This window comes from Mesorhizobium sp. LNJC391B00 (assembly GCF_000502535.1).
GTDB lineage: Bacteria > Pseudomonadota > Alphaproteobacteria > Rhizobiales > Rhizobiaceae > Mesorhizobium.
Genome location: NZ_AYWI01000002.1, coordinates 559,294 through 578,462, shown reverse-complemented (window position 1 = coordinate 578,462; position 19,169 = coordinate 559,294). Strand labels below are relative to the sequence as shown.

General features: G+C 62.7%; 21 protein-coding genes. 15 read left to right on the top strand and 6 right to left on the bottom strand.

Going from position 1 to position 19,169, the window contains the following annotated elements:
- The first annotated feature begins 86 nt into the window (after nt 1-86).
- Nucleotides 87-314, top strand: coding sequence for a hypothetical protein (locus X750_RS157225; protein WP_023668191.1), 228 nt, complete (start codon nt 87-89; stop codon nt 312-314).
- On the top strand, nt 311-748 hold the full coding sequence (locus X750_RS157230) for a TA system VapC family ribonuclease toxin (RefSeq protein ID WP_023682204.1): 438 nt from the start codon (nt 311-313) through the stop codon (nt 746-748). The genes X750_RS157225 and X750_RS157230 overlap by 4 nt, the downstream gene beginning before the upstream one ends.
- 56 nt (nt 749-804) lie before the next feature.
- On the opposite strand, the gene X750_RS157235 is transcribed toward X750_RS157230, so the two are convergent.
- Entirely contained in the window at nt 805-1,395 is a 591-nt protein-coding gene (locus X750_RS157235) for a transglycosylase SLT domain-containing protein (RefSeq protein ID WP_023682203.1), read from the bottom strand.
- A 217-nt stretch (nt 1,396-1,612) separates the two neighbouring features.
- Here X750_RS157235 and X750_RS157240 point away from each other — a divergent pair, with 217 nt between their 5' ends.
- Together X750_RS157240 and X750_RS157245 are read left to right on the top strand one after the other, a co-directional pair.
- Nucleotides 1,613-3,151 (top strand): trimethylamine methyltransferase family protein, encoded by a 1,539-nt coding sequence (locus X750_RS157240; RefSeq protein WP_023746955.1) that lies wholly within the window; start codon nt 1,613-1,615, stop codon nt 3,149-3,151.
- Nucleotides 3,152-3,229: 78 nt separating this feature from the next.
- Nucleotides 3,230-5,671: an FAD-dependent oxidoreductase gene (locus X750_RS157245; RefSeq protein WP_023746954.1), complete on the top strand. Its 2,442-nt coding sequence runs from the start codon at nt 3,230-3,232 to the stop codon at nt 5,669-5,671.
- 97 nt (nt 5,672-5,768) lie between these two features.
- On the opposite strand, the gene X750_RS157250 is transcribed toward X750_RS157245, so the two are convergent.
- A complete protein-coding gene (locus X750_RS157250; protein ID WP_023746953.1) occupies nt 5,769-6,161 on the bottom strand; it encodes a DoxX family protein in 393 nt (130 codons plus the stop codon).
- 207 nt (nt 6,162-6,368) lie between these two features.
- Between X750_RS157250 and X750_RS157255 the strand changes: the two genes are divergently transcribed.
- Nucleotides 6,369-6,857 carry a hypothetical protein gene (locus X750_RS157255; protein ID WP_023746952.1) on the top strand — a complete coding sequence of 163 codons (489 nt, stop codon included), beginning with the start codon at nt 6,369-6,371 and terminating at the stop codon, nt 6,855-6,857.
- A 72-nt stretch (nt 6,858-6,929) separates the two neighbouring features.
- On the opposite strand, the gene X750_RS157260 is transcribed toward X750_RS157255, so the two are convergent.
- Nucleotides 6,930-7,706, bottom strand: coding sequence for a VOC family protein (locus X750_RS157260; protein ID WP_023741729.1), 777 nt, complete (start codon nt 7,704-7,706; stop codon nt 6,930-6,932).
- A 194-nt stretch (nt 7,707-7,900) separates the two neighbouring features.
- Between X750_RS157260 and X750_RS157265 the strand changes: the two genes are divergently transcribed.
- From X750_RS157265 to X750_RS157295, 7 genes are all read left to right on the top strand, one after another.
- The gene (locus tag X750_RS157265) at nt 7,901-8,620 is read left to right on the top strand and encodes a gamma-glutamylcyclotransferase (protein WP_023746951.1); all 720 of its coding nucleotides are present in this window, start codon (nt 7,901-7,903) and stop codon (nt 8,618-8,620) included.
- A gap of 130 nt (nt 8,621-8,750) precedes the next feature.
- Nucleotides 8,751-10,106, top strand: a complete 1,356-nt coding sequence (locus X750_RS157270; protein ID WP_023682196.1) for an NAD(P)-dependent oxidoreductase — start codon at nt 8,751-8,753, stop codon at nt 10,104-10,106.
- A gap of 5 nt (nt 10,107-10,111) precedes the next feature.
- Entirely contained in the window at nt 10,112-10,954 is an 843-nt protein-coding gene (locus tag X750_RS157275) for a methyltransferase domain-containing protein (RefSeq protein WP_023705589.1), read from the top strand.
- 12 nt (nt 10,955-10,966) lie between these two features.
- Nucleotides 10,967-12,280, top strand: coding sequence for an NAD-dependent dihydropyrimidine dehydrogenase subunit PreA (gene preA, locus X750_RS157280; RefSeq protein ID WP_023746950.1), 1,314 nt, complete (start codon nt 10,967-10,969; stop codon nt 12,278-12,280).
- A 109-nt stretch (nt 12,281-12,389) separates the two neighbouring features.
- A complete protein-coding gene (locus X750_RS157285; protein WP_023668205.1) occupies nt 12,390-12,908 on the top strand; it encodes an Rrf2 family transcriptional regulator in 519 nt (172 codons plus the stop codon).
- Between the two features lie 32 nt (nt 12,909-12,940).
- Nucleotides 12,941-13,399 (top strand): carboxymuconolactone decarboxylase family protein, encoded by a 459-nt coding sequence (locus tag X750_RS157290; protein ID WP_023668206.1) that lies wholly within the window; start codon nt 12,941-12,943, stop codon nt 13,397-13,399.
- Nucleotides 13,400-13,475: 76 nt separating this feature from the next.
- The gene (locus X750_RS157295) at nt 13,476-13,853 is read left to right on the top strand and encodes a DoxX family protein (protein WP_023746949.1); all 378 of its coding nucleotides are present in this window, start codon (nt 13,476-13,478) and stop codon (nt 13,851-13,853) included.
- A 2-nt stretch (nt 13,854-13,855) separates the two neighbouring features.
- Here X750_RS157295 and X750_RS157300 read toward each other — a convergent pair whose 3' ends face one another.
- Nucleotides 13,856-14,578, bottom strand: coding sequence for an SDR family oxidoreductase (locus X750_RS157300; RefSeq protein WP_023746948.1), 723 nt, complete (start codon nt 14,576-14,578; stop codon nt 13,856-13,858).
- On the bottom strand, nt 14,575-15,414 hold the full coding sequence (locus tag X750_RS157305) for an SDR family oxidoreductase (RefSeq protein ID WP_023746947.1): 840 nt from the start codon (nt 15,412-15,414) through the stop codon (nt 14,575-14,577). The genes X750_RS157300 and X750_RS157305 overlap by 4 nt, the downstream gene beginning before the upstream one ends.
- A gap of 99 nt (nt 15,415-15,513) precedes the next feature.
- Here X750_RS157305 and X750_RS157310 point away from each other — a divergent pair, with 99 nt between their 5' ends.
- A complete protein-coding gene (locus tag X750_RS157310) occupies nt 15,514-16,386 on the top strand; it encodes a helix-turn-helix transcriptional regulator (protein ID WP_023729382.1) in 873 nt (290 codons plus the stop codon).
- Nucleotides 16,387-16,395: 9 nt separating this feature from the next.
- Here X750_RS157310 and X750_RS157315 read toward each other — a convergent pair whose 3' ends face one another.
- Entirely contained in the window at nt 16,396-17,025 is a 630-nt protein-coding gene (locus X750_RS157315) for a TetR family transcriptional regulator C-terminal domain-containing protein (RefSeq protein ID WP_023697053.1), read from the bottom strand.
- A gap of 255 nt (nt 17,026-17,280) precedes the next feature.
- Between X750_RS157315 and X750_RS157320 the strand changes: the two genes are divergently transcribed.
- Both X750_RS157320 and X750_RS157325 read left to right on the top strand, forming a co-directional pair.
- Nucleotides 17,281-18,609, top strand: a complete 1,329-nt coding sequence (locus X750_RS157320; protein WP_023746946.1) for an aspartate aminotransferase family protein — start codon at nt 17,281-17,283, stop codon at nt 18,607-18,609.
- Between the two features lie 112 nt (nt 18,610-18,721).
- Nucleotides 18,722-19,168 (top strand): endonuclease domain-containing protein, encoded by a 447-nt coding sequence (locus X750_RS157325; protein WP_023746945.1) that lies wholly within the window; start codon nt 18,722-18,724, stop codon nt 19,166-19,168.
- Nucleotide 19,169 lies beyond the last annotated feature (1 nt).

Sequence of the window (19,169 nt, the reverse complement as noted above, 5' to 3'; positions counted from 1 at the left end):
AGGAACGACAGGCTACGTTCGCTTGAATATTGCTGTCCATTGCTTTATGTGATGCGTGATGTTTGATGCGCGATAGGGAGCATATTGTGAGAACCACACTTGCAATCGATGACGATGTCCTACTTGCGGCCAAGGCCATGGCGCGACAGCAGGATCGCAGCGTTGGCGATGTCATTTCCGATCTGGCTCGCCGCTCACTGCGCAGGCCACCGACCGGCGGTGAACGCAACGGCATCCCCTTGCTTGCATCGCGGCCCGACGGCCCGATGGTCGATCTCGAAATGGTCAATGCGCTTCGCGACGAATTGCCGTGACCTTCCTGCTCGACGTCAATGTCTTGATTGCGTTGATCGATCCGGCTCACGTCGCGCATGAAGATGCCCATCGGTGGTTTCAATCCACCGGGCATTTATCATGGGCAACATGTCCCATTACCGAGAATGGCGTCATCAGGATTGTAAGCAACCCGAAATACCCCAATTCTCCGGGTTCGCCCGCCGTGGTGGCGCAGATTGTCGGCAAGCTGCATGCCCTTTCAGGACATCAGTTCTGGCCTGACGAGATCAGCCTTGTCGGTTCCAACGACATCGATGCAGCCAGGATCCTCACCCCGGCACAGGTAACGGATAGCTATTTGTTGGGACTCGCCAAGGCGCGTGACGGCCAATTGGCGACGTTTGACCGAAAGCTGTCGACGGCAGCGGTAAAGGGAGGGAGGTCGATCCTCCACCTGATCCCAAGCGAATGAATGGCTGAGTTCTGCTTCGATCGCAAACTGCGTGGCTGCAAGACCGCTTGGCAACGTCAGCTGCCGCATTGCTGCAGCTGTTCGGCATAGTCGCGGGCCATCTTTTCGGTCGCCCTGGCATAGCCCTGCACGCCGGCATCGCCACGGTTGCCGCGGCCGTAGGCGGTCCAGCCGAGATAGTAGGCGAGATAGAGATTGTAGGTGTCGTTGCGGGCGACGCCGAACGTGTCTGATGTCTTGGAATGATACCAGCCGACGAAATCGACGGCATCGGCAAACTTGGTCCGCCGCGCCGCCCAGCTGCCGGTTTCGCTCTGATATTGCGACCAGGTGCCGTCGAGCGCCTGCGAGAAACCGGTGGCCGACGAGACATGTTTCCACGGAATGAAGCCGAGCAGTTTGGTACGCGGCGGCCTGGCATTGCTCTTGAAACCGGATTCCTTGCGCACCGTCGCCATCAGCACGGGGACAGGGACGCCGTATTTCTGCGAGGCGCGCTCGGCGGCCGACTGCCAGTTGTCGAACCAGCCGTCGTTCTGGTCGAAGACGGCGCAGACATTGTTGATATGGTTGGGCGGCGTCGCGCAGGCCGGCAAAGCCAGCAGCACGCCAACCGCTACAATTTTACTCAAATTCGAACTACGCATGGAAGACGGATAGGCTGAAATCATAAAGGGAATCTTGCGGCGTTTCTTAACGGCTTGCCGGCCCGGCTCCGCTGAGTGGGACCTGTATCATTATTCCGACCTTTTGCGTCGCCTCTGTCTCCATACGAATTCAAAAATGCCGCCTTGGCTAAAATCACGCCCGCGAAGGGCGGATTTCTGACAGCGATATCCGGATGCCGGCGCTCTGATGCCAGGCATGAATGAACCAAGACGAAAGCGCGGCGCGGAGCGAACCAGCAACCGGGGGCCCGCCGCCATCCCGCAACTTCCACTGCGGCGGGTGACCAATCCCTATCCGCCGATGGCGATGCTCTCAGTCGACCAGGTCGAAACGATCCACCAGGCGTCGATGCATATTCTGGAAAATTTCGGCATCGAGGTGATGTCTCAGCGGGCGCTGGCGCTGTTCGAGAAGGCGGGCGCAAAAGTCGACCATGCGACCGCGAATGTCCGCATCGACCGGGGCCTTGTCGCCGAGGCGCTGAAGACCACGCAGTCCAGCTATCGGCTGACGCCGCGCAACCCCGCCAACACCATTCATCTCGGCGGCAACACGATCAATTTCACCCTCGTCGCCGGGCCGCCCAATGTGCACGACATGGAGCGCGGCCGGCGCGCTGGAAACTTGCACGACTATGCCGATCTGACCCGGCTGGCTCAGCATTTCAACTGCATCCACATGCTCGGCAACCAGGTCTGCGCGCCGGTGGAACTGCCGGCGAACACCAGGCACATGGATACCTATTTCAACAATCTGACGCTGACCGACAAATCTTTCCATGTCTCGGCGATCGGACGAGGCCGGGCGCTGGACGGCATCGAGATGATGGCAATCGCGCGCGGGCTGACGCTGGACGAGATGCGCGATGATCCCGGCATTGCCACCATCATCTCGGTCAACTCGCCGCGGCGTTTCGACGAGATGATGGCCGAAGGGCTGATGACCATGGCTGAGTTCGGCCAGTCGGTGGCGGTGACGCCGTTCACGCTGATGGGCGCGATGAGCCCGGTGACGCTCGCCGGCGCCCTGGCGCAACAGAATGCCGAAGCACTGTTCGGCGTGGTGCTGACGCAACTGGTGCGCCCCGGCGCGCCGGTGATGTACGGCGCCTTCACCTCCAACGTCGACATGAAGTCGGGCGCGCCGGCCTTCGGAACGCCGGAGAACACCAAGGCCAACATCGCCTCGGGGCAATTGGCGCGGCGCTACAATCTGCCCTACCGCACGACACCGGGGTCGGCATCGAATGCGGCGGACGCGCAAGGCGCCTACGAGACGCTGATGGCGCTGTGGGGCGCTGTGCTTGGCCACGGCAACCTCGTCTATCATGCCGCCGGCTGGCAGGAAGGCGGGCTGACGGCATCGTTCGAAAAGCTCATCATCGATGTCGAGATGATCCAGCACATGATGGAATTCCTGCGCCCGATCGTCGTCGACGAGGCGGAGCTTGCTGTCGAGGCGCTGGGCGCGGTGCCGACCGGCGGCCATTTCTTCGGCGAACCGCACACGCTGGAACGCTATGCCACGGCCTTCTACCAGCCGATGCTGTCCAACTGGCAGAATTACGAGGCCTGGCAGGAAGCCGGCGGCCTCGACACCACGGCGCGCGCGACGCGGCTGTGGAAGAAGGCGCTGGAAGATTATGTCGAGCCGGTAATGGATATCGCCGTGCGCGAGGCGCTGGAGGCGTATGTGGCCAGGCGCAAGGAAGCGATCGGGCAGGGCGAGCCGTGACTTTTTCAGCGTCGGCGCGCGGCGCTGCCTTTCTGATTCACCTTATCTCCTCAACTCATTGATAACAGAGCAAAACTCATGAAATCGCATGCAAAGGTCGTGGTCATTGGCGGTGGCGTCGTCGGGTGTTCGGTGCTGTTCCATCTGGCCCGCCATGGCTGGACCGATGTCGTGCTGCTGGAGCGCGACGAGCTGACCTCGGGCTCGACCTGGCATGCGGCCGGCGGCATGCACACGATCAATGGCGACCCCAACGTCGCCAAGCTGCAGAAATACACGATCTCGCTCTACAAGGACATCGAGGAGCTGTCGGGACAGGCGACCGGCGTACATCTGACGGGCGGCGTGCTTCTGGCGGCGACCGAGGCGCGGCACGACTGGCTGCGCGGCGTCGTCGCCAAAGGGCGTTACCTCGGCATCGAGCTCGAAGAAATATCGGCCAATGAAGCGGCCGAGCTGATGCCGCTGCTCGACCCGAAACAATTCGTCGGCGCCGTCCGCAACAAGGAGGACGGCCATCTCGATCCCTCCGGCGTGACCCATGCCTATGCCAAGGCCGCGCGGAAACTGGGCGCCGAGGTCGAGCGCTTCACCAAGGTCGAGGACATTGTGCGCCGGCCCGACGGCATGTGGCGCGTCGTCACCAACAAGGGCGAAGTGGTGGCCGAGCATGTCGTCAATGCCGGCGGGTTATGGGCGCGCGAGGTCGGCCGCATGGTCGGGCTGGAGCTGCCGGTGCTGGCAATGGAGCACATGTACCTGATCACCGAGGATATGCCCGAGGTGGCGGCGTGGAACGCCAAGACCGGGACCGAGATCATCCATGCCGTCGATTTCGATGGTGAGCTGTACCTGCGCCAGGAGCGCGGCGGCATGCTGATGGGCACGTACGAGAAGGCCAATAAGGTCTGGTCCGAATTCCAGACGCCGTGGAATTTCGGCCATGAATTGCTGGAGCCGGACATCGACCGCATCGCGCCGTCGCTCGAAGTCGGCTTCAGGCATTTCCCGGCCTTCGAGAGGACCGGCATCAAGCAGATCATCAACGGGCCCTTCACCTTCGCGCCGGACGGCAATCCGCTGGTTGGGCCGGTGCGTGGCCTTCCCGGCTTCTGGGTCGCCTGCGGCGTCATGGCGGGCTTTTCACAAGGCGGCGGCGTCGGCCTGGCGCTGTCCAACTGGATGATCGAGGGCGATCCCGGCGCCGACATCTGGGCGATGGATGTCGCGCGCTACGGCGACTGGGCGACGATGGCCTACACCAACGCCAAGGTGCGCGAGAACTACTCGCGCCGCTTCTCGATCCGTTTCCCCAATGAGGAGCTGCCCGCCGGGCGGCAGCTGAAGACGACGCCGATCTACGATTTGCTGTCGGCCAAGGGCGCGCAATGGGGCGTGTCCTATGGGCTGGAAGTGCCGCTCTGGTTTGCGCCCGAGGGTGTCAAGGACGAGTTCTCGTGGCGGCGGTCCAGCGATTTTTCCCATGTCGCCAATGAGGTCGCGACGGTTCGTGAGAGCGTCGGCCTGGCGGAGATTTCGAACTTCGCCAAATACAAGGTGACGGGAGAAGGGGCGGCCGCTTGGCTCGACCGGATCTTCGCCTGCAAGTTGCCCAAGCCAGGCCGCATGACGCTGGCGCCGATGCTGAAGGATGACGGCAAGCTCATCGGCGATTTCACGCTGGCCAATATCGGTGCCCCCAATTCCAACGGGACCGAGTGGTTCATCGCCGGCTCCGGTATCGCCGAGCAGTATCATATGCGCTGGTTCGAGGCGCATTTACCTGCGGATAGCTCAGTGCGCATGGAGGCGCTGGGGCAGAAACTGACCGGTCTGGCGATCGCCGGACCCAAGGCGAGGGAGGTGCTGGCGAAGGTCAGCCGCGCGGATATCTCCAATGCAGCGTTCCCCTTCATGGCGGTCGCAAAAATGGACATCGGCGCGGCGCCATGCCTGGTCGACCGCGTCAGCTACACCGGCGATCTCGGCTACGAGATCTGGGTGGCGCCGGAATATCAGCGCGCTGCTTTCCAGGCGTTGATGGCGGCAGGCGCGGAATTCGGCCTCGGCCTGTTCGGCTCGCGCGCGCTCAATGCGCTGCGGCTGGAGAAAAACTACGGCTCATGGGCGCGCGAATACCGGCCGATCTACGGGCCGCTGGAGGCCGGGCTCGACCGTTTCGTCGCCTATGGCAAGGATGCCGATTTCATCGGCAAAACCGGCGCTCTTGCCGAGCGCAAGCAGGGCGGCAAGCTCAGGCTGCGCACATTTATCCTCGATGCCGACGATGCCGATGTCATCGGCGACGAGCCGATCTGGTACGATGGCGCGGTGCGCGGCTGGGTGACGTCGGGCGGCTATGCGCATCACTCGAAGAAATCCGTCGCCATCGGCTATGTGCCGAAGGAGATCGCAGACAAGAGCGACGGCTTCGAAATCGAACTTTTGGGCAAGCGCCACGCGGCGCGCGTTCAGGCAGCGCCGCTCTTTGACGCGAACTTCGAGCGAATGCGCGCCTGAAGCGCTTCGGCTTCGCCGAGGCGCTTCAGATTCTTGTTTTGTGCAAGTCGTTATCCCAAAACCGCTGCGCACTTTTGGGCGACATGCATCAGGCGCGTCAGGTGCTGCGGCGGTTGTCGAGCGCGAAGGCGCCGGCGCCGGCAAACACCAGATAGAGGAAGATGAAGCAGAAGGAGATTGCCGCGTCGCCGCTGTTGTTGACCGGGAAGAAGTCGCGCGGGTAGTGCGCCATGAAATAGGCGATGGCCATCTCGCCGGCCAGCAGGAACGCGACCGGGCGGGTCAACAGACCGAGCGCCAGCAAGATGCCACCGGCGAATTCCAGGATGCCTGCCGTCGCCGTCAGGCCGCTAAGAGCGTGAGGCTCGGCGCTGACCGGAAAATTGAACAGTTTCTGCGAGCCATGCTCGAGGAACTGCAGGGCCGTCATGATGCGCAGGACGCCGAGTGCCTGCGGCTGAAATCTGGCGAGACCGTCAAAAAGCTTCATCTAAACTCCATTTTTCCAACCATGTGGCCCGGCCATAAATCATCACCCGGCGCTGGACCATTCACTTCCCATGGCCTGTCATCAACAATCGGTGATTGCAATTATTTCCAGTCTGACTTCGAAATTTGCTCTCGTTATGGTTGCATACATCTCGTTGAGGTTGTATATCTGCGTGTAGACACTCCAAACCATTCGGGTTCCTTCGCCATGAAAAAAGTCGCCATCAGCCTGTTCGCAATCCTCGCAAGCACCAGTTTCGCCATGGCCGCTGATGCTGGCTGCGATGCCTTCAAATGGCCGGTGACACGCGAGCAGGAACTGTTTCCGGCAGCGCCCGCCGCGCAGTCCGGTGCCTCTCTTGCTTTCGGCGAAGCCGCGGATATGGCGCTGGAGCCGGTCGATGCGGTCAGCTTCACGGTCTCACCGCAACGCGCGCCGGCAGCCGGCACGTTCGGCGCGACGGCAAACGTGGCCGTGCCAACGGAAGGAGAGCTCCAGATCAGCCTGTCCGATGAGGCCTGGGTCGACGTCATTCAGGATGGCCAGGCCGTGAAATCAGCCGGTTTCAGCGGCGTGAAGACCTGCCCCGGCATCCGCAAGAGTGTGCGCTTCAAGCTGACGCCTGGCGCAGCCACGATCCAGCTCAGCGGCGCCAGGAAAGAGAACCTCAAGGTTGCGGTGCTGGCGCCAGAGTGACCGCGCCCCGACGCGCCTCTCATCGGGGCGGCGCGATGAGAGCAGTTCCGTGCAGGCGAGTACCGGAGGGGATCAGCGGCCCGGCGCGATCAGCGCGAAATAAGCGCCTTGCGGATCGGTGAACTGGGCAATCCATTGGCCGGTCGGCACCGGCATCGGACCCATGACAATTTTGCCGCCATTGTCGGTGACGCGTTTGGCGGCTGCGTCGATGGCGTCGACATTGAAGTAGAACAGCCAGACCGGCACCGGCAGCTGTTGCGGCTTGTTCATGATGCCGCCGCCAGATTCAGGGCCGGCCGAGAAGGTCTGATAGATGCCCATCTCGCCGACGTCCATGCTACCGGCATCGGTCCAGCCGAACTGGCTTGAATAGAAATCGAAGGCCTTCTGGCGGTCGGCCGCATAAAGCTCGTGCCAGCCGACATGGCCCGGCGTCGTTGCCGGAAGGACGGGCTGGTCGGGACCATTGGGCTGCAGGAACATGAAGGCGGCGCCTTGCGGGTCGGCGACGACGGAGAAACGGCCGACGCCGGGAATGTCGTCGGGTTCGCGGTGAACAGCCCCGCCGGCGGCTTTCAGTGCCTCGGTCGAGGCATCGGTATCGCTGGTGTGGATATAGCCGAACCAGGCCGGCTTCAGACCCGTCCTGGCTGCTTCCTCGGGCAGGGTCATCAGCCCGCCGACGCCACGCTCGGCGGAGTTCACCACGATATAGCGCGGCATGCCGGGCGCCTTGTCGAAGGGCTCGGCCCGCCAGCCGACCACGGTGGTGTAAAATGCTTGCGCCGCATCGAGGTCGCTGGTCATCAACTCGTACCAGAAGAAGGGCATTGGGGATTTCGGCATTTTCGGTCTCCTCACCTTCATGCATAGATCGTCGTCCGATCCATCAAAGGACGTTTTCAGCGACGCAAATCCGACAGCGAAGCGGAGAAAGTTCAACGGCTGCGTTGACACGTCGTTCCGCACTTCGGCCCACCGGCGGCTTGCACATGCGGCGGTTTTCGACTTTCCTTGGGCAAACGAGGGGTAGTCGTTTCATGCGCCTTATGTCGCTCACGCCTGAGCTTGTGTCACTGTGTCATCGCGAAGAGGTCGATCCCGGACCCGACTGCAGTTGGACGCAGCTGAACGATGAGGATTACCGGACCTTGGCCTTGCGGCTGTCTGAAGAAGCAGACGAGGGGCCTTTGTGGGTGTTCGCCTATGGCTCGCTGATCTGGAAGCCGGCTTTCGAATTCGTCGAACGCCAGCGCGCCACTGCTTTCGGCTGGCACCGCTCCTTCTGCCTCGACATGGTGCGCTGGCGCGGCAGCGTCGCGCAGCCGGGGCTGATGATGGCGCTCGAACGCGGTGGCCGATGCGACGGCGTCATCTACCGCCTGCCCGACGGCGACAAGCCGCAGCAGATCGAAAGACTGCTGCGGCGCGAGATCGACGATCATGAGAGTGTCAGCTCGGTCCGGTGGGTTCCCGTGCGCACCCAGCAGGGCCGGATACGGGCGCTCGGCTTCTGGGTCGGGGTGACGGGCAGGGGAACCTCGCTCGGGCAGCCGCTGGACACGGTGGCGGGGGTGCTTGCCAGAGCCTGCGGCCATGTCGGCTCAGGCGCGGAATATCTCTACAACACCGTCAGCCACCTCGAGGAATTCGGCATCCGCGACCGCAATCTGTGGCGGCTGCAGCAACTGGTTGCCGACGAGATCCGGTCGATCCATGGCCGCTACGAGCTCCGGCCTTTCGCCCGTGCCATAGGCTGAAAGCCATAACATGAGTAGTCAAATCATATTATGAGCTAGTCTTTTCAATGGCTTGCGGCGAAAATTGACCAATTGATAAAAAAATAAAACGTGCTAGCCTTCCCCAAAACGAAAACGTGGGGAACTGACGATGCCAGAAGGCCAGTTCAAGGACGGCATTGCCGGCGGCCGGCTTGCCGCCGACCAGTACGCCGAGAATTTTTCCGACCTGCATCCGCCGCTCGATCACCACGAGGCGCTGGTCGAATCCGACCGCTGCTATTTCTGCTACGATGCGCCGTGCATGAATGCGTGCCCGACCTCGATCGACATTCCGCTGTTCATCCGCCAGATCTCGACCGGCAACCCGATCGGTTCGGCCAAGACGATTTTCGACCAGAACATATTGGGTGGCATGTGCGCCCGCGTCTGCCCGACCGAGACGCTGTGCGAAGAGGTCTGCGTGCGCGAGGTGGCGGAAGGCAAGCCGGTGCAGATCGGCCGCCTGCAGCGCTACGCCACCGATGTCGCCATGGCCGAGCACAAGCAGTTTTATCCGCGCGCTGAAACAACCGGCAAGTCGGTCGCCGTGGTCGGCGCCGGGCCGGCCGGCCTCGCCGCCGCGCACCGGCTCGCTCGCCACGGCCATGACGTTACCATTCTGGAAGCCCGCCCGAAGGCCGGCGGCCTCAATGAATATGGCATCGCCGCCTACAAGAGCATCGACAATTTCGCCCAGGCCGAGGTCGACTATGTCACGGGGATCGGCGGCATCGATATCCATAACGGCAAGGCGCTCGGCCGCGACTACCAGCTGTCGGATCTGATCCTGAATTACGATGCCGTCTTCCTCGGCATGGGGCTTGGCGGCGTGAATGCGTTGCGCACGGATGGCGAGGACGCCGATGGCGTTGTCAATGCAGTCGAATTCATCGCCGAACTGCGCCAGGCCAGCGATCTCTCGAGCCTGCCAATCGGCCGGCGCGTCGTCGTCATCGGCGGCGGCATGACGGCGATCGACGCCGCCGTGCAATCGAAGCTGCTCGGCGCCGAGGAGGTGACGATCTGCTACCGGCGCGGCCAGGAACACATGAACGCTTCCGAGTTCGAGCAGGATCTGGCTGCCGCCAACGGCGTCACCATCCGCCACTGGCTGCAGCCGAAGCGGGTCATCACTGAGGCCGGCAAAGTGTCGGGCATCGAACTCGAATACACCGCGATGAACGGCGACAGGCTTGCCGGCACCGGCGAGCGGCTTACGCTGGCCGCCGACCAGGTGTTCAAGGCGATCGGCCAGAGCTTTGTGCCGGCGGCACTTAACGGCAGCGGTGCTGCGATCGAACTCGAAGCCGGCCGCATCAAGGTCGACGCAGAAGGGCGCACCTCGCTCGCCAATGTCTGGGCCGGCGGCGACTGCATTTTTCGCGGCGACGATTTGACGGTATCGGCCGTCGCGCAAGGCCGCGATGCGGCGGAGAGCATCAACCGGAGTCTGGCACAGGGATAGAGATCATGGCCTCAGTGGAATCAGGCATCGCGCGTCACTACGACGTCTCGGATCTTGAGCAGCACATTCTTGCCGTGCTCGCCGATACCGGCGTGGAAATTGCCCATCTACGCGCTGGCGATCTCGAAGCGGTCGACGAGTTCCACATTGGCGGTATCGCCGCCACCAGGGAACTCATCGGCCAGATGGGTTTGAAGCCGGGGGCCAGGCTGCTCGACATTGGTTCCGGCGTGGGTGGTCCAGCCCGCTTCGCCGCCAACAATGCCGGCGCCGATGTCACCGGCATTGATCTGACGCAAAGCTATGTCGACATCGCGACCAGCCTGTCGAAGCGGGTGGGAATGGCCGACAAAGTCCGGTTCGTGCAGGGCAGCGCGCTGGACATGCCGTTCAGCAACAAAAGCTTTGATACGGCCATGATCCTGCATGTCGGCATGAATCTTCCCGACAAGAAAAAGCTGATGAGCGAGGCGGCGCGTGTGCTCAAGCCGGGCGGCGTCTTTGCCGTCTACGATGTGATGCGGCTCAAGGCAGGTGCGCTGACGTATCCGCTGCCATGGGCATCCGACGAGAGCATGTCCTTCGTCGCCACGCCCGACGACTATCGTTCGGCTGCCGCTGCCGCGGGGTTCTCTGTAACCGCCGAGCGCCCTCGTGGCGCCTTCGCCATCGAATTTTTCGACACGATACGGGCGCGCATGGCTGCGGCGCAGGCGGAAGGAAAAAAGCCGCCGCCTGGCGTTAATCTTATCATGGGCGAGAACGCCGGCACCAAGATCGGCAATCTCACCCCCGCGCTTAAAGGCGGCATTCTCGCACCCGTGGAAATGCTCCTTCGTCTCGGTTAAAAGGGACCTGTCATGGCAGACATCCGCAACAATTTCGTCGGCATCAAATCGCCCAATCCGTTCTGGCTGGCTTCGGCGCCGCCGACCGACAAGGCCTACAATGTCATCCGCGCCTTCAAGGCGGGCTGGGGCGGTGTCGTGTGGAAGACGCTGGGCGAAGAAGGCCCGCCGGTGGTCAACGTCAACGGCCCGCGCTATGGCGCCATCTGGGGCGCCGACCGCCGCCTGCTCGGGCTCAACAATATCGAGCTGATCACCGACCGCGATTTGCAGGTCAACCTGCGCGAGATCAAGCAGGTCAAGAAGGACTGGCCCGACCGCGCCATCGTCGTCTCGCTGATGGTGCCATGCGTCGAGGAAAGCTGGAAGGCGATCCTGCCGGTGGTCGAGGAGACCGAAGCCGACGGCATCGAGCTCAATTTCGGCTGCCCGCACGGCATGTCGGAACGCGGCATGGGCGCGGCTGTCGGCCAGGTGCCGGAATACATCGAAATGGTGGTGCGCTGGTGCAAGGCCAACACCCGCATGCCTGTCATCACCAAGCTGACGCCGAATATCACCGATGTGCGCAAGCCGGCGCGCGCCGCGCACGCCGGCGGCACCGATGCGGTGTCGCTGATCAACACCATCAACTCGATCACCGGCGTCAATCTCGACAGCTTTGCGCCAGAGCCCACTATCGACGGCAAGGGTTCGCATGGCGGCTATTGCGGCCCGGCGGTGAAGCCGATCGCCATGAACATGGTGGCCGAGATCGCCCGCGACCCCGAGACCCACGGCCTGCCGATCTCCGGCATTGGCGGCATCACCACCTGGCGCGACGCCGCCGAGTTCATGGCGCTCGGCGCCGGCAATGTGCAGGTGTGCACCGCGGCGATGACCTACGGCTTCAAGATCGTGCAGGAAATGATCGCCGGTCTCGAAAACTGGATGGACGAGAAGGGTCATGCCTCGCTCGACGATATTGTCGGTCGCGCCACGCCCAACGTCACCGACTGGCAGTATCTCAATCTCAATTACATCGCCAAGGCGCATATCGACCAGGACGCCTGCATCAAATGCGGCCGCTGCCACATCGCCTGCGAAGACACCTCACACCAGGCGATCACCAACATGGTCGACGGGGTCAGGCATTTCGAGGTGATCGAGGCCGAATGCGTCGGCTGCAATCTGTGCGTCAATGTCTGCCCGGTCGAGAACTGCATCACCATGGAGCCGCTGGCCGCCGGCGTCATGGACCAGCGCACCGGCAAGCCGGTGTCGCCGGTCTACGCCAATTGGACGACGCACCCGAACAACCCGATGGCCAAGGTGGCCGCGGAGTAGGGGACGGGTCGAAGAAAAAACCGGCGCTTTCGAGCGCCGTTTTTCATTTTCCTATTGCAGATAAAATTTATCTAGGATAAAAGATATCCATGAATAGGAGCGCAACATCGTGAAGCTGGGCGAGGGTGTAGAAGCGGCCATCCATTGCGCGGCCACACTGGCCAGCGTGGAGGGCAACAGCACGATACCGGGTGCTGCTTTGGCAGAGTCCTTCGGCCTGTCGCCGAGCTATCTGCTGAAACATCTGAACCAGCTGACTGCTGCGCGCATCCTGGAATCGGTGCCGGGACCGGCGGGCGGCTACCGGCTGGCGCGTCCGGCCGAGCGCATCACGCTGCTCGATATCGTGCTTGCGGTCGAGGGTCGCGAGCCGGCCTTCCGCTGCGGCGAGATCCGCCAGCGCGGCCCGGTCAAGATCGATGCTTCGGCCTATGTGAAGCCGTGCGGCATCAATGCCGCGATGCTGAAAGCCGAGCGTGCCTATCGTGCCGCTCTCGCGGAAACCCGGTTGTCCGACATCGTGGCTGACTACAAGGCCGAAGGCGATCCGCGATCGTTTGCCGCCAGCTGTGCCTTTGTGGCGCGCCATCAGCGGCCGCAGAAACCCGCTTCGACCAAACAGATTTAATCCCCCGCCAAACAGATGTGAAAGGAAAGACGATGAAACAGAGACTGCAATTCTTCGCCAAGGCGCCTGAGATCATGAAAGCCGTGTCGGCGCTTAACAAGGCGGTCGACGAATGCGGGCTTGAAGTGAGCCTGCTGCATTTGATCAAGCTCCGCGCCTCGCAGATCAATGGCTGCTCCTACTGCGTCGAGATGCATAGCCGCGAGGCGAGGCGCGATGGCGAAACCGAGACACGGCTCTATCTGGTTTCGGCCTGGAAGGAATCGCCGCTGTTTTCCGAGCGCGAACGCGCGGCGCTTGCTTGGACCGAGGCAACGACCCTGATCGCCAACAATGGCGTTTCGGACGAACTCTATGCCCGCACGCTAGAGCACTTCTCGGAAGAGGAACTGGTCAAGCTGTCGGTCGCGATCGGCATGATCAACACCTGGAACCGGCTCTGCATCCCGTTCCACGCCATTCACCCGATGCCGGCTGCCAAAGCAGCCTGACCGTCCGGTTAGTCATGGAGCGCCGTGGAAAGGGCGGCGCTCCACCTGTTTCATGCTTAAGTACGGGGAAGATTTCATGCCTGTCGATTTGCCTTCGACCTTTTTGTTTCTCGGCCGCCTGTTGCTCGGCGGCGCCTTCGTTTTCGCCGGCCTGCGCAATGTTCAGAACGAGGCGTTCCTGACCGGGCTGATGGCCGCGCGCGGCGTGCCGCAGGCGAGATTGGCGTTGTGGGCCGGCATCGTCCTACAGACCGTTGCCGGGGCGCTGGTGATGGCCGGCCTGTGGACCGCGATCGCCAGTGCTGTGCTGGTGCTGTTTCTCATTGTCGCGACGCCGGTGTTCCACAATTTCTGGGACCATCAGGGCCCGGACCGGGCCTCGCGCATCAACGGCTTCGTCGGCAACGTCGCCCTGGCCGGAGGCTTTCTCACGCTGATCGCACAGTCGCTGTAAGGTCACGCCGCGAAGCGCAAACCGCCATCGCAGGTCAGCACCTGGCCGGTCATGAAGCCGTTGGAGACGAGGAACGCGATTGCGCCGGCGACGTCTTCGGCCTGGCCGATCCTGCCCACCGGGGTTTTGCCGGCATATTCGCTGAATACCGCCTGCCGCTGGTCTTCGGCCAGAAAATCCCACCATGGCGTGTCGATGACGCCGGGCGCCACGACGTTCACGCGCAGAGGCTTCAGTTCGACCGCCAGGATCGGCACCACCGTCAGCAGCATGCCGTTGACGGCGGCAATGCCAGCCACGCCGGGCGCCGACAATTGTGCCGACACCGCCGAGATGAAAGTGACCGATCCCGATCTGTCGAGCGTCGGCAAGGCTGCCTGCAGGCAGGACAGCTGCGGCCGGACTTTCTCGTCGACCCCGCCGGCGATGTCTGAGAGGTCGAGGGTTTCGAACGGCCCAAGTGCCTTGCCGCCGCTGGCAGCCAGCACGAGGTGATCGAACGGTCCGAGTTCCCCAAAGAACTGGCGGACTTCGTCCGGCTTCGAAGCATCGAAGGCAGCTTTTTCGGCGGCGCCGCCGAGGCTCTTCCAGGCGCTGGTGAGCTTGTCCTGATTTCGTCCGGTGATGGTCACCTTCATGCCTGGGCCCAGCAGTTTTCGCGCCGTTGCCAAGCCGATGCCGGATGAGCCGCCGATGACGACCGTGTGTTCGATCTTGCCGGTCATGAATGCTGTTCCTTCGATTGTGGGGAAGCCTGGCCGACGAAGTCGAGGCTCAGGGTTCGCAATTGCTGTCTGGCCTTGGCGTCATAGGCTTGTGCGTTGGCGCGGGATTCCTTTTGGCCATCGAAATAGAGGCCACTGCGGCCCTCCAGGGCGGGCGATGTCGCGAGGTTGAGAATGGCGTCGGCGCCGGTCTCGACCGAACTCCATGGCGTCACGCCGGCCCGGCGGACCATGGTGGTGTTCATGTAGCTCGCCGGATGCAGAGCGTTGACGGTGACGCCGCTGCCTTTCAACTCTCCGGCCAGGTCGATGGTGAACAGGATCTGCGCCAGCTTGCTCTGGCAATAGGCGCGCACGCCGTCATAGGAACGTGTCAGCATGACATCGCCGAAATCGATCGCCTGCTGGCCGGCCGAAGCGACGTTGATGATGCGCGCCGGCGAACTCGCCTTGAGCAGCGGCAGCAGTTCCGAGGTCAGCAGGAAACCGGCGAGATAGTTGACCGCAAAGCGCAGTTCGAAGCCTTCGGCGCTGAGCTGTCGCTTGGCGCCGGCCGTGCCGATGCCGGCATTGTTGATGAGGATGTCGAGCCGGTCGGTTTTTGCGCGTACGGCCTCGGCAAGGCGGCGGACCTCGGCTAGCGAGGCGAGGTCGGCGGCGAGGAACTCGGCTTTGCCGCCGGCGGATTCGATTTCTGCGACGGTTGCCTTGCCGCGAGCCGCGTCACGGCCATGCACCAGCACGCGCGCGCCGCCGGCGCCCAGCCTTTGCGCGACGACACGGCCGACGCCGTCGGTCGAACCGGTGATGAGGATTGTCTTGTCTTTCAGATCCATATTCAGAGCCTCCATCTCTCTGGATGGAAGATGGGGCGCCTGACCCAGCCCAAACAGTTCAAACTTTATCCTGGTATCAATACTGCTATAATAGCTCTCATGGATGCTCCCACGCACTCCGCTGAAGACAGCCGCCGGCGCGAGCTTGGCGCCTTCCTGCGCTCGCGCCGCGAAAGATTGACGCCGTCCGCCACCGGCATCGCGACCGGCCTGCGGAGACGCACGCCAGGCTTGCGTCGCGAGGAAGTGGCGATGATCGCCGGCGTCGGCACCACCTGGTACACATGGCTAGAGCAGGGGCGCGAGGTCAGACCCTCGGTGGAGGTGCTAGCGGCGCTCAGCGAAGCGCTGCGCCTCGACGCCGTTGAAAGGCGGCATCTGTTCATCCTGGCAGGCCGCCAGCAGCCGGAGAACCGCGTGGCTGCGCCGGAAAAGGTCGATGGCCCGCTGATGCATATGCTGGAGAGCCTGGTGCTGCAGCCGGCCTATGTCGTCGGGCGGCGCTGGGACGTGCTGGCCTGGAATCCGGCGGCGGTAGCGGTGTTCGGTGATTATGGCCTGCTAGAGGGCGACGCCCGCAACATCGTCCATATGGTGTTCACCAATCCGCATCACCGGCGCCTGCTGGTTGACTGGGAGCAATTGGCGCGCACCGTGCTGGCCTCGTTCCGGGCGGAAAGCGCCCGCTATGTGGGCGATGCGGATTTCGAGCGGCTGATCGTGCTTATGACGCGCTCAAGTCCGGAGTTTCGCGACTGGTGGCCGCAACGCGACGTGGCACGCCGATTGTCGGGGGTGAAACATGTCCGACATCCGAGAGCCGGCGCCATGACGTTCGAGCATATGAGCCTGTCGATCGACGACGGCTCGGACATGAAGCTGATCGTCTACACGCCGCTGGCCGAACAGAATTCGATCGAGAAGCTGCAGAATTTGCTTGAGGCGATGCCGGCGGAGCGCCGCAGCGCCTGACGCCCAAGGTCAGCCCTTCGGCTTCAGCCCATCAATGAACAACTGCTCCAGAAACCGCGCCGCATCCTCGAAGCGGCCGTCGCCGCCGCGATCGGCGCCGAGCACGGCACGGACCTGGACATCGAAATCGGCATAGTGCTGCGTCGTCGCCCAGATCGAAAAGATCAGGTGCCAGGGATCGGTGCGGGCGATTTTTCCCGCGCGCATCCAGCCCTTGATGACGTTGGCCTTCTCGTCGACCAGTGTCTTCAGTTCACCCGCCAGCAGCGGCATGATGCGTGGCGCGCCTTGCAGGATCTCGTTGGCGAACAGCCGGCTCTCCCTAGGAAAATCACGCGCCATTTCGAGCTTGCGCCTGATGTAGCTCCTGAGCTCGGTCAGGGGATCGCCGATATCGTCGAGTTCGCGCAGCGGCGCCAGCCAGGTCGCCAGCAGCCGCTCCATCAGTGTCTCGTGAATGTCTTCCTTGCGGCGGAAATAATAGAGCAGGTTCGGCTTCGACATCCCGGCGGCCTCGGCGATCTGGTCGATGGTCGAACCGCGAAAGCCGTTGGCGGAGAAGACTTCGAGGGCTGCCTCCAGGATCAGTTCGCGCTTTTCCTGCTGGATGCGGGTGCGGCGAGGGGCTGAGCCTTCCATGGCGCCGCTCACCCCTGCAAGCCTTGGCTGAGCGGGTCATCTGGACCAATTCTCTGGACCAGTTTTTCTCTTACCCGTGGAGCGCACTTCGCAGGCCGCATTTCCGCTAGTAATCCCTTGACCGCCGACAGGGCGGTGCTAACGTTTGTCCAATCGGTCAAAAATTTGCGTAGCATGAAAACGCAGCAAAGACCAAGCTTTGGAAAGACCAAGCGTTAGCCGCACCGAAACAGGTTACAAGGGGAAGTCTTGGTCATGTCCAACCGGCTGAAAGTCACGCCGAACGATCTCAGCGCATTCTGGATGCCGTTCACCGCGAACCGGCAGTTCAAACAGGCGCCACGCATGTTCGTGTCCGCCAAGGACATGCACTACACCACCAGCGACGGCCGCAAGGTGCTCGACGGCACCGCCGGCCTGTGGTGCGTCAATGCCGGCCATTGCCGTCCCAAGATCACGGAAGCGATCCAGCATCAGGCGGCCGAACTCGACTATGCGCCGGCCTTCCAGATGGGACACCCGATCGTGTTCGAACTGGCAAACCGCCTGGTCGATCTCGCGCCCAAGGGCATGGACCATGTCTTCTTCACCAATTCCGGTTCGGAATCGGTCGAAACGGCGCTGAAGATGGCGATCGCCTATCACCGTGTGAAGGGCGAGGGCGCGCGCACCCGCCTGATCGGCCGCGAACGCGGCTATCACGGCGTCAATTTCGGCGGCATCTCGGTCGGCGGCATCGTCACCAACCGCAAGATGTTCGGCACGCTGCTCGGCGGCGTCGACCACATGCCGCACACGCATCTGCCGGAAAAGAACGCCTTCTCCAAGGGCGTGCCGGAATATGGCGCGGAACTCGCCAACGAGCTGGAGCGCATCGTTGCCCTGCATGACGCCTCGACCATCGCCGCCGTCATCGTCGAACCGGTCGCCGGCTCCACCGGCGTCATCCTGCCGCCGAAGGGCTATCTGCAGAAACTGCGCGAGATCTGCACCAAGCACGGCATTTTGCTGATCTTCGACGAGGTCATCACCGGTTTCGGCCGTCTCGGCGCGCCGTTCGCAGCGGATTATTTCGGCGTCACGCCCGACATCATGACCACCGCCAAGGGCGTCTCCAACGGCGTCATCCCGATGGGCGCGGTGTTCGTGAAGAAGGAAATCCACGACGTCTTCATGACCGGCCCCGAGCACATGATCGAGTTCTTCCACGGCTACACCTATTCGGGCAATCCGATCGCCTGTGCCGCCGCACTCGGCACGCTCGACACCTACAAGGAAGAGGGCCTGCTCACCCGTGGCGAGGAACTGGCGCCGTACTGGGAAGATGCGCTGCATTCGCTGAAGGGCGAGCCGCATGTCATCGACATCCGGAATATCGGCCTGATCGGCGCGATCGAACTGGCGCCGATCGCCGGCAGCCCGACCAAGCGGGCCTTCTCGGCCTTCGTCAAGGCGTTCGAGCGCGGCGCGCTGATCCGCACCACCGGCGACATCATCGCGCTGTCGCCACCACTGATCATCACCAAGGGCCAGATCAACGAATTGATCGACCATGTCAGAGAAGTGCTGAGGGCGATCGATTGACAAACCGGGCGCGGATATCCCTCCCCCTCGAGGGGAGGGTGGCCGCGAAGCGGTCGGGTGGGGTCGGTGCGACCGGACGCCGACCTGCTCTTTTGTTCCAAGGCCGCTCCTGATGCCCCGTACCCGCGTGAGCTTCGAAATGCGCCAAAAGGCGCGAGCGCTTCGAGTTCACGCGACCAAGGGAGAATCGCTGCTGTGGTATGAACTGCGGGACCTGAAATCAGCCGGCATCAAGTTTCGCCGTCAGTGCCCGATTGGGCCGTACATCGTGGATTTTGCCTGCTTGGCGGTGAAGCTGATCGTTGAGGTCGATGGCGACATGCACGAACACGACAGGGGTATGCGGCACGATGCCGTTCGCGATGCTTATCTGCGATCGCTCGGATTTGAAGTCTTCCGTGTTGACGAGCCCGATGTCATAAACAGCGCTTGGCACGTCGCGCAGGTGGTCAAAGAGAAGGTCGCGCGCGTCGCGGGCGACCCCACCCGACCGCTTCGCGGCCACCCTCCCCTCGAGGGGGAGGGGGACGCCGCCGCCCCGCAACCGATGAGGTTCTAGA

What these genes read in the sequence shown, in the direction of transcription:
- X750_RS157235 (WP_023682203.1), bottom strand. Translation starts at nt 1,395, where the DNA reads ATGCGTAGTTCGAATTTGAGTAAAATTGTAGCGGTTGGCGTGCTGCTG.
- X750_RS157240 (WP_023746955.1), top strand. Translation starts at nt 1,613, where the DNA reads ATGAATGAACCAAGACGAAAGCGCGGCGCGGAGCGAACCAGCAACCGG.
- X750_RS157245 (WP_023746954.1), top strand. Translation starts at nt 3,230, where the DNA reads ATGAAATCGCATGCAAAGGTCGTGGTCATTGGCGGTGGCGTCGTCGGG.
- X750_RS157250 (WP_023746953.1), bottom strand. Translation starts at nt 6,161, where the DNA reads ATGAAGCTTTTTGACGGTCTCGCCAGATTTCAGCCGCAGGCACTCGGC.
- X750_RS157255 (WP_023746952.1), top strand. Translation starts at nt 6,369, where the DNA reads ATGAAAAAAGTCGCCATCAGCCTGTTCGCAATCCTCGCAAGCACCAGT.
- X750_RS157260 (WP_023741729.1), bottom strand. Translation starts at nt 7,706, where the DNA reads ATGCCGAAATCCCCAATGCCCTTCTTCTGGTACGAGTTGATGACCAGC.
- X750_RS157265 (WP_023746951.1), top strand. Translation starts at nt 7,901, where the DNA reads ATGCGCCTTATGTCGCTCACGCCTGAGCTTGTGTCACTGTGTCATCGC.
- X750_RS157270 (WP_023682196.1), top strand. Translation starts at nt 8,751, where the DNA reads ATGCCAGAAGGCCAGTTCAAGGACGGCATTGCCGGCGGCCGGCTTGCC.
- X750_RS157275 (WP_023705589.1), top strand. Translation starts at nt 10,112, where the DNA reads ATGGCCTCAGTGGAATCAGGCATCGCGCGTCACTACGACGTCTCGGAT.
- preA (WP_023746950.1), top strand. Translation starts at nt 10,967, where the DNA reads ATGGCAGACATCCGCAACAATTTCGTCGGCATCAAATCGCCCAATCCG.
- X750_RS157290 (WP_023668206.1), top strand. Translation starts at nt 12,941, where the DNA reads ATGAAACAGAGACTGCAATTCTTCGCCAAGGCGCCTGAGATCATGAAA.
- X750_RS157295 (WP_023746949.1), top strand. Translation starts at nt 13,476, where the DNA reads ATGCCTGTCGATTTGCCTTCGACCTTTTTGTTTCTCGGCCGCCTGTTG.
- X750_RS157300 (WP_023746948.1), bottom strand. Translation starts at nt 14,578, where the DNA reads ATGACCGGCAAGATCGAACACACGGTCGTCATCGGCGGCTCATCCGGC.
- X750_RS157305 (WP_023746947.1), bottom strand. Translation starts at nt 15,414, where the DNA reads ATGGATCTGAAAGACAAGACAATCCTCATCACCGGTTCGACCGACGGC.
- X750_RS157310 (WP_023729382.1), top strand. Translation starts at nt 15,514, where the DNA reads ATGGATGCTCCCACGCACTCCGCTGAAGACAGCCGCCGGCGCGAGCTT.
- X750_RS157315 (WP_023697053.1), bottom strand. Translation starts at nt 17,025, where the DNA reads ATGGAAGGCTCAGCCCCTCGCCGCACCCGCATCCAGCAGGAAAAGCGC.
- X750_RS157320 (WP_023746946.1), top strand. Translation starts at nt 17,281, where the DNA reads ATGTCCAACCGGCTGAAAGTCACGCCGAACGATCTCAGCGCATTCTGG.
- X750_RS157325 (WP_023746945.1), top strand. Translation starts at nt 18,722, where the DNA reads ATGCCCCGTACCCGCGTGAGCTTCGAAATGCGCCAAAAGGCGCGAGCG.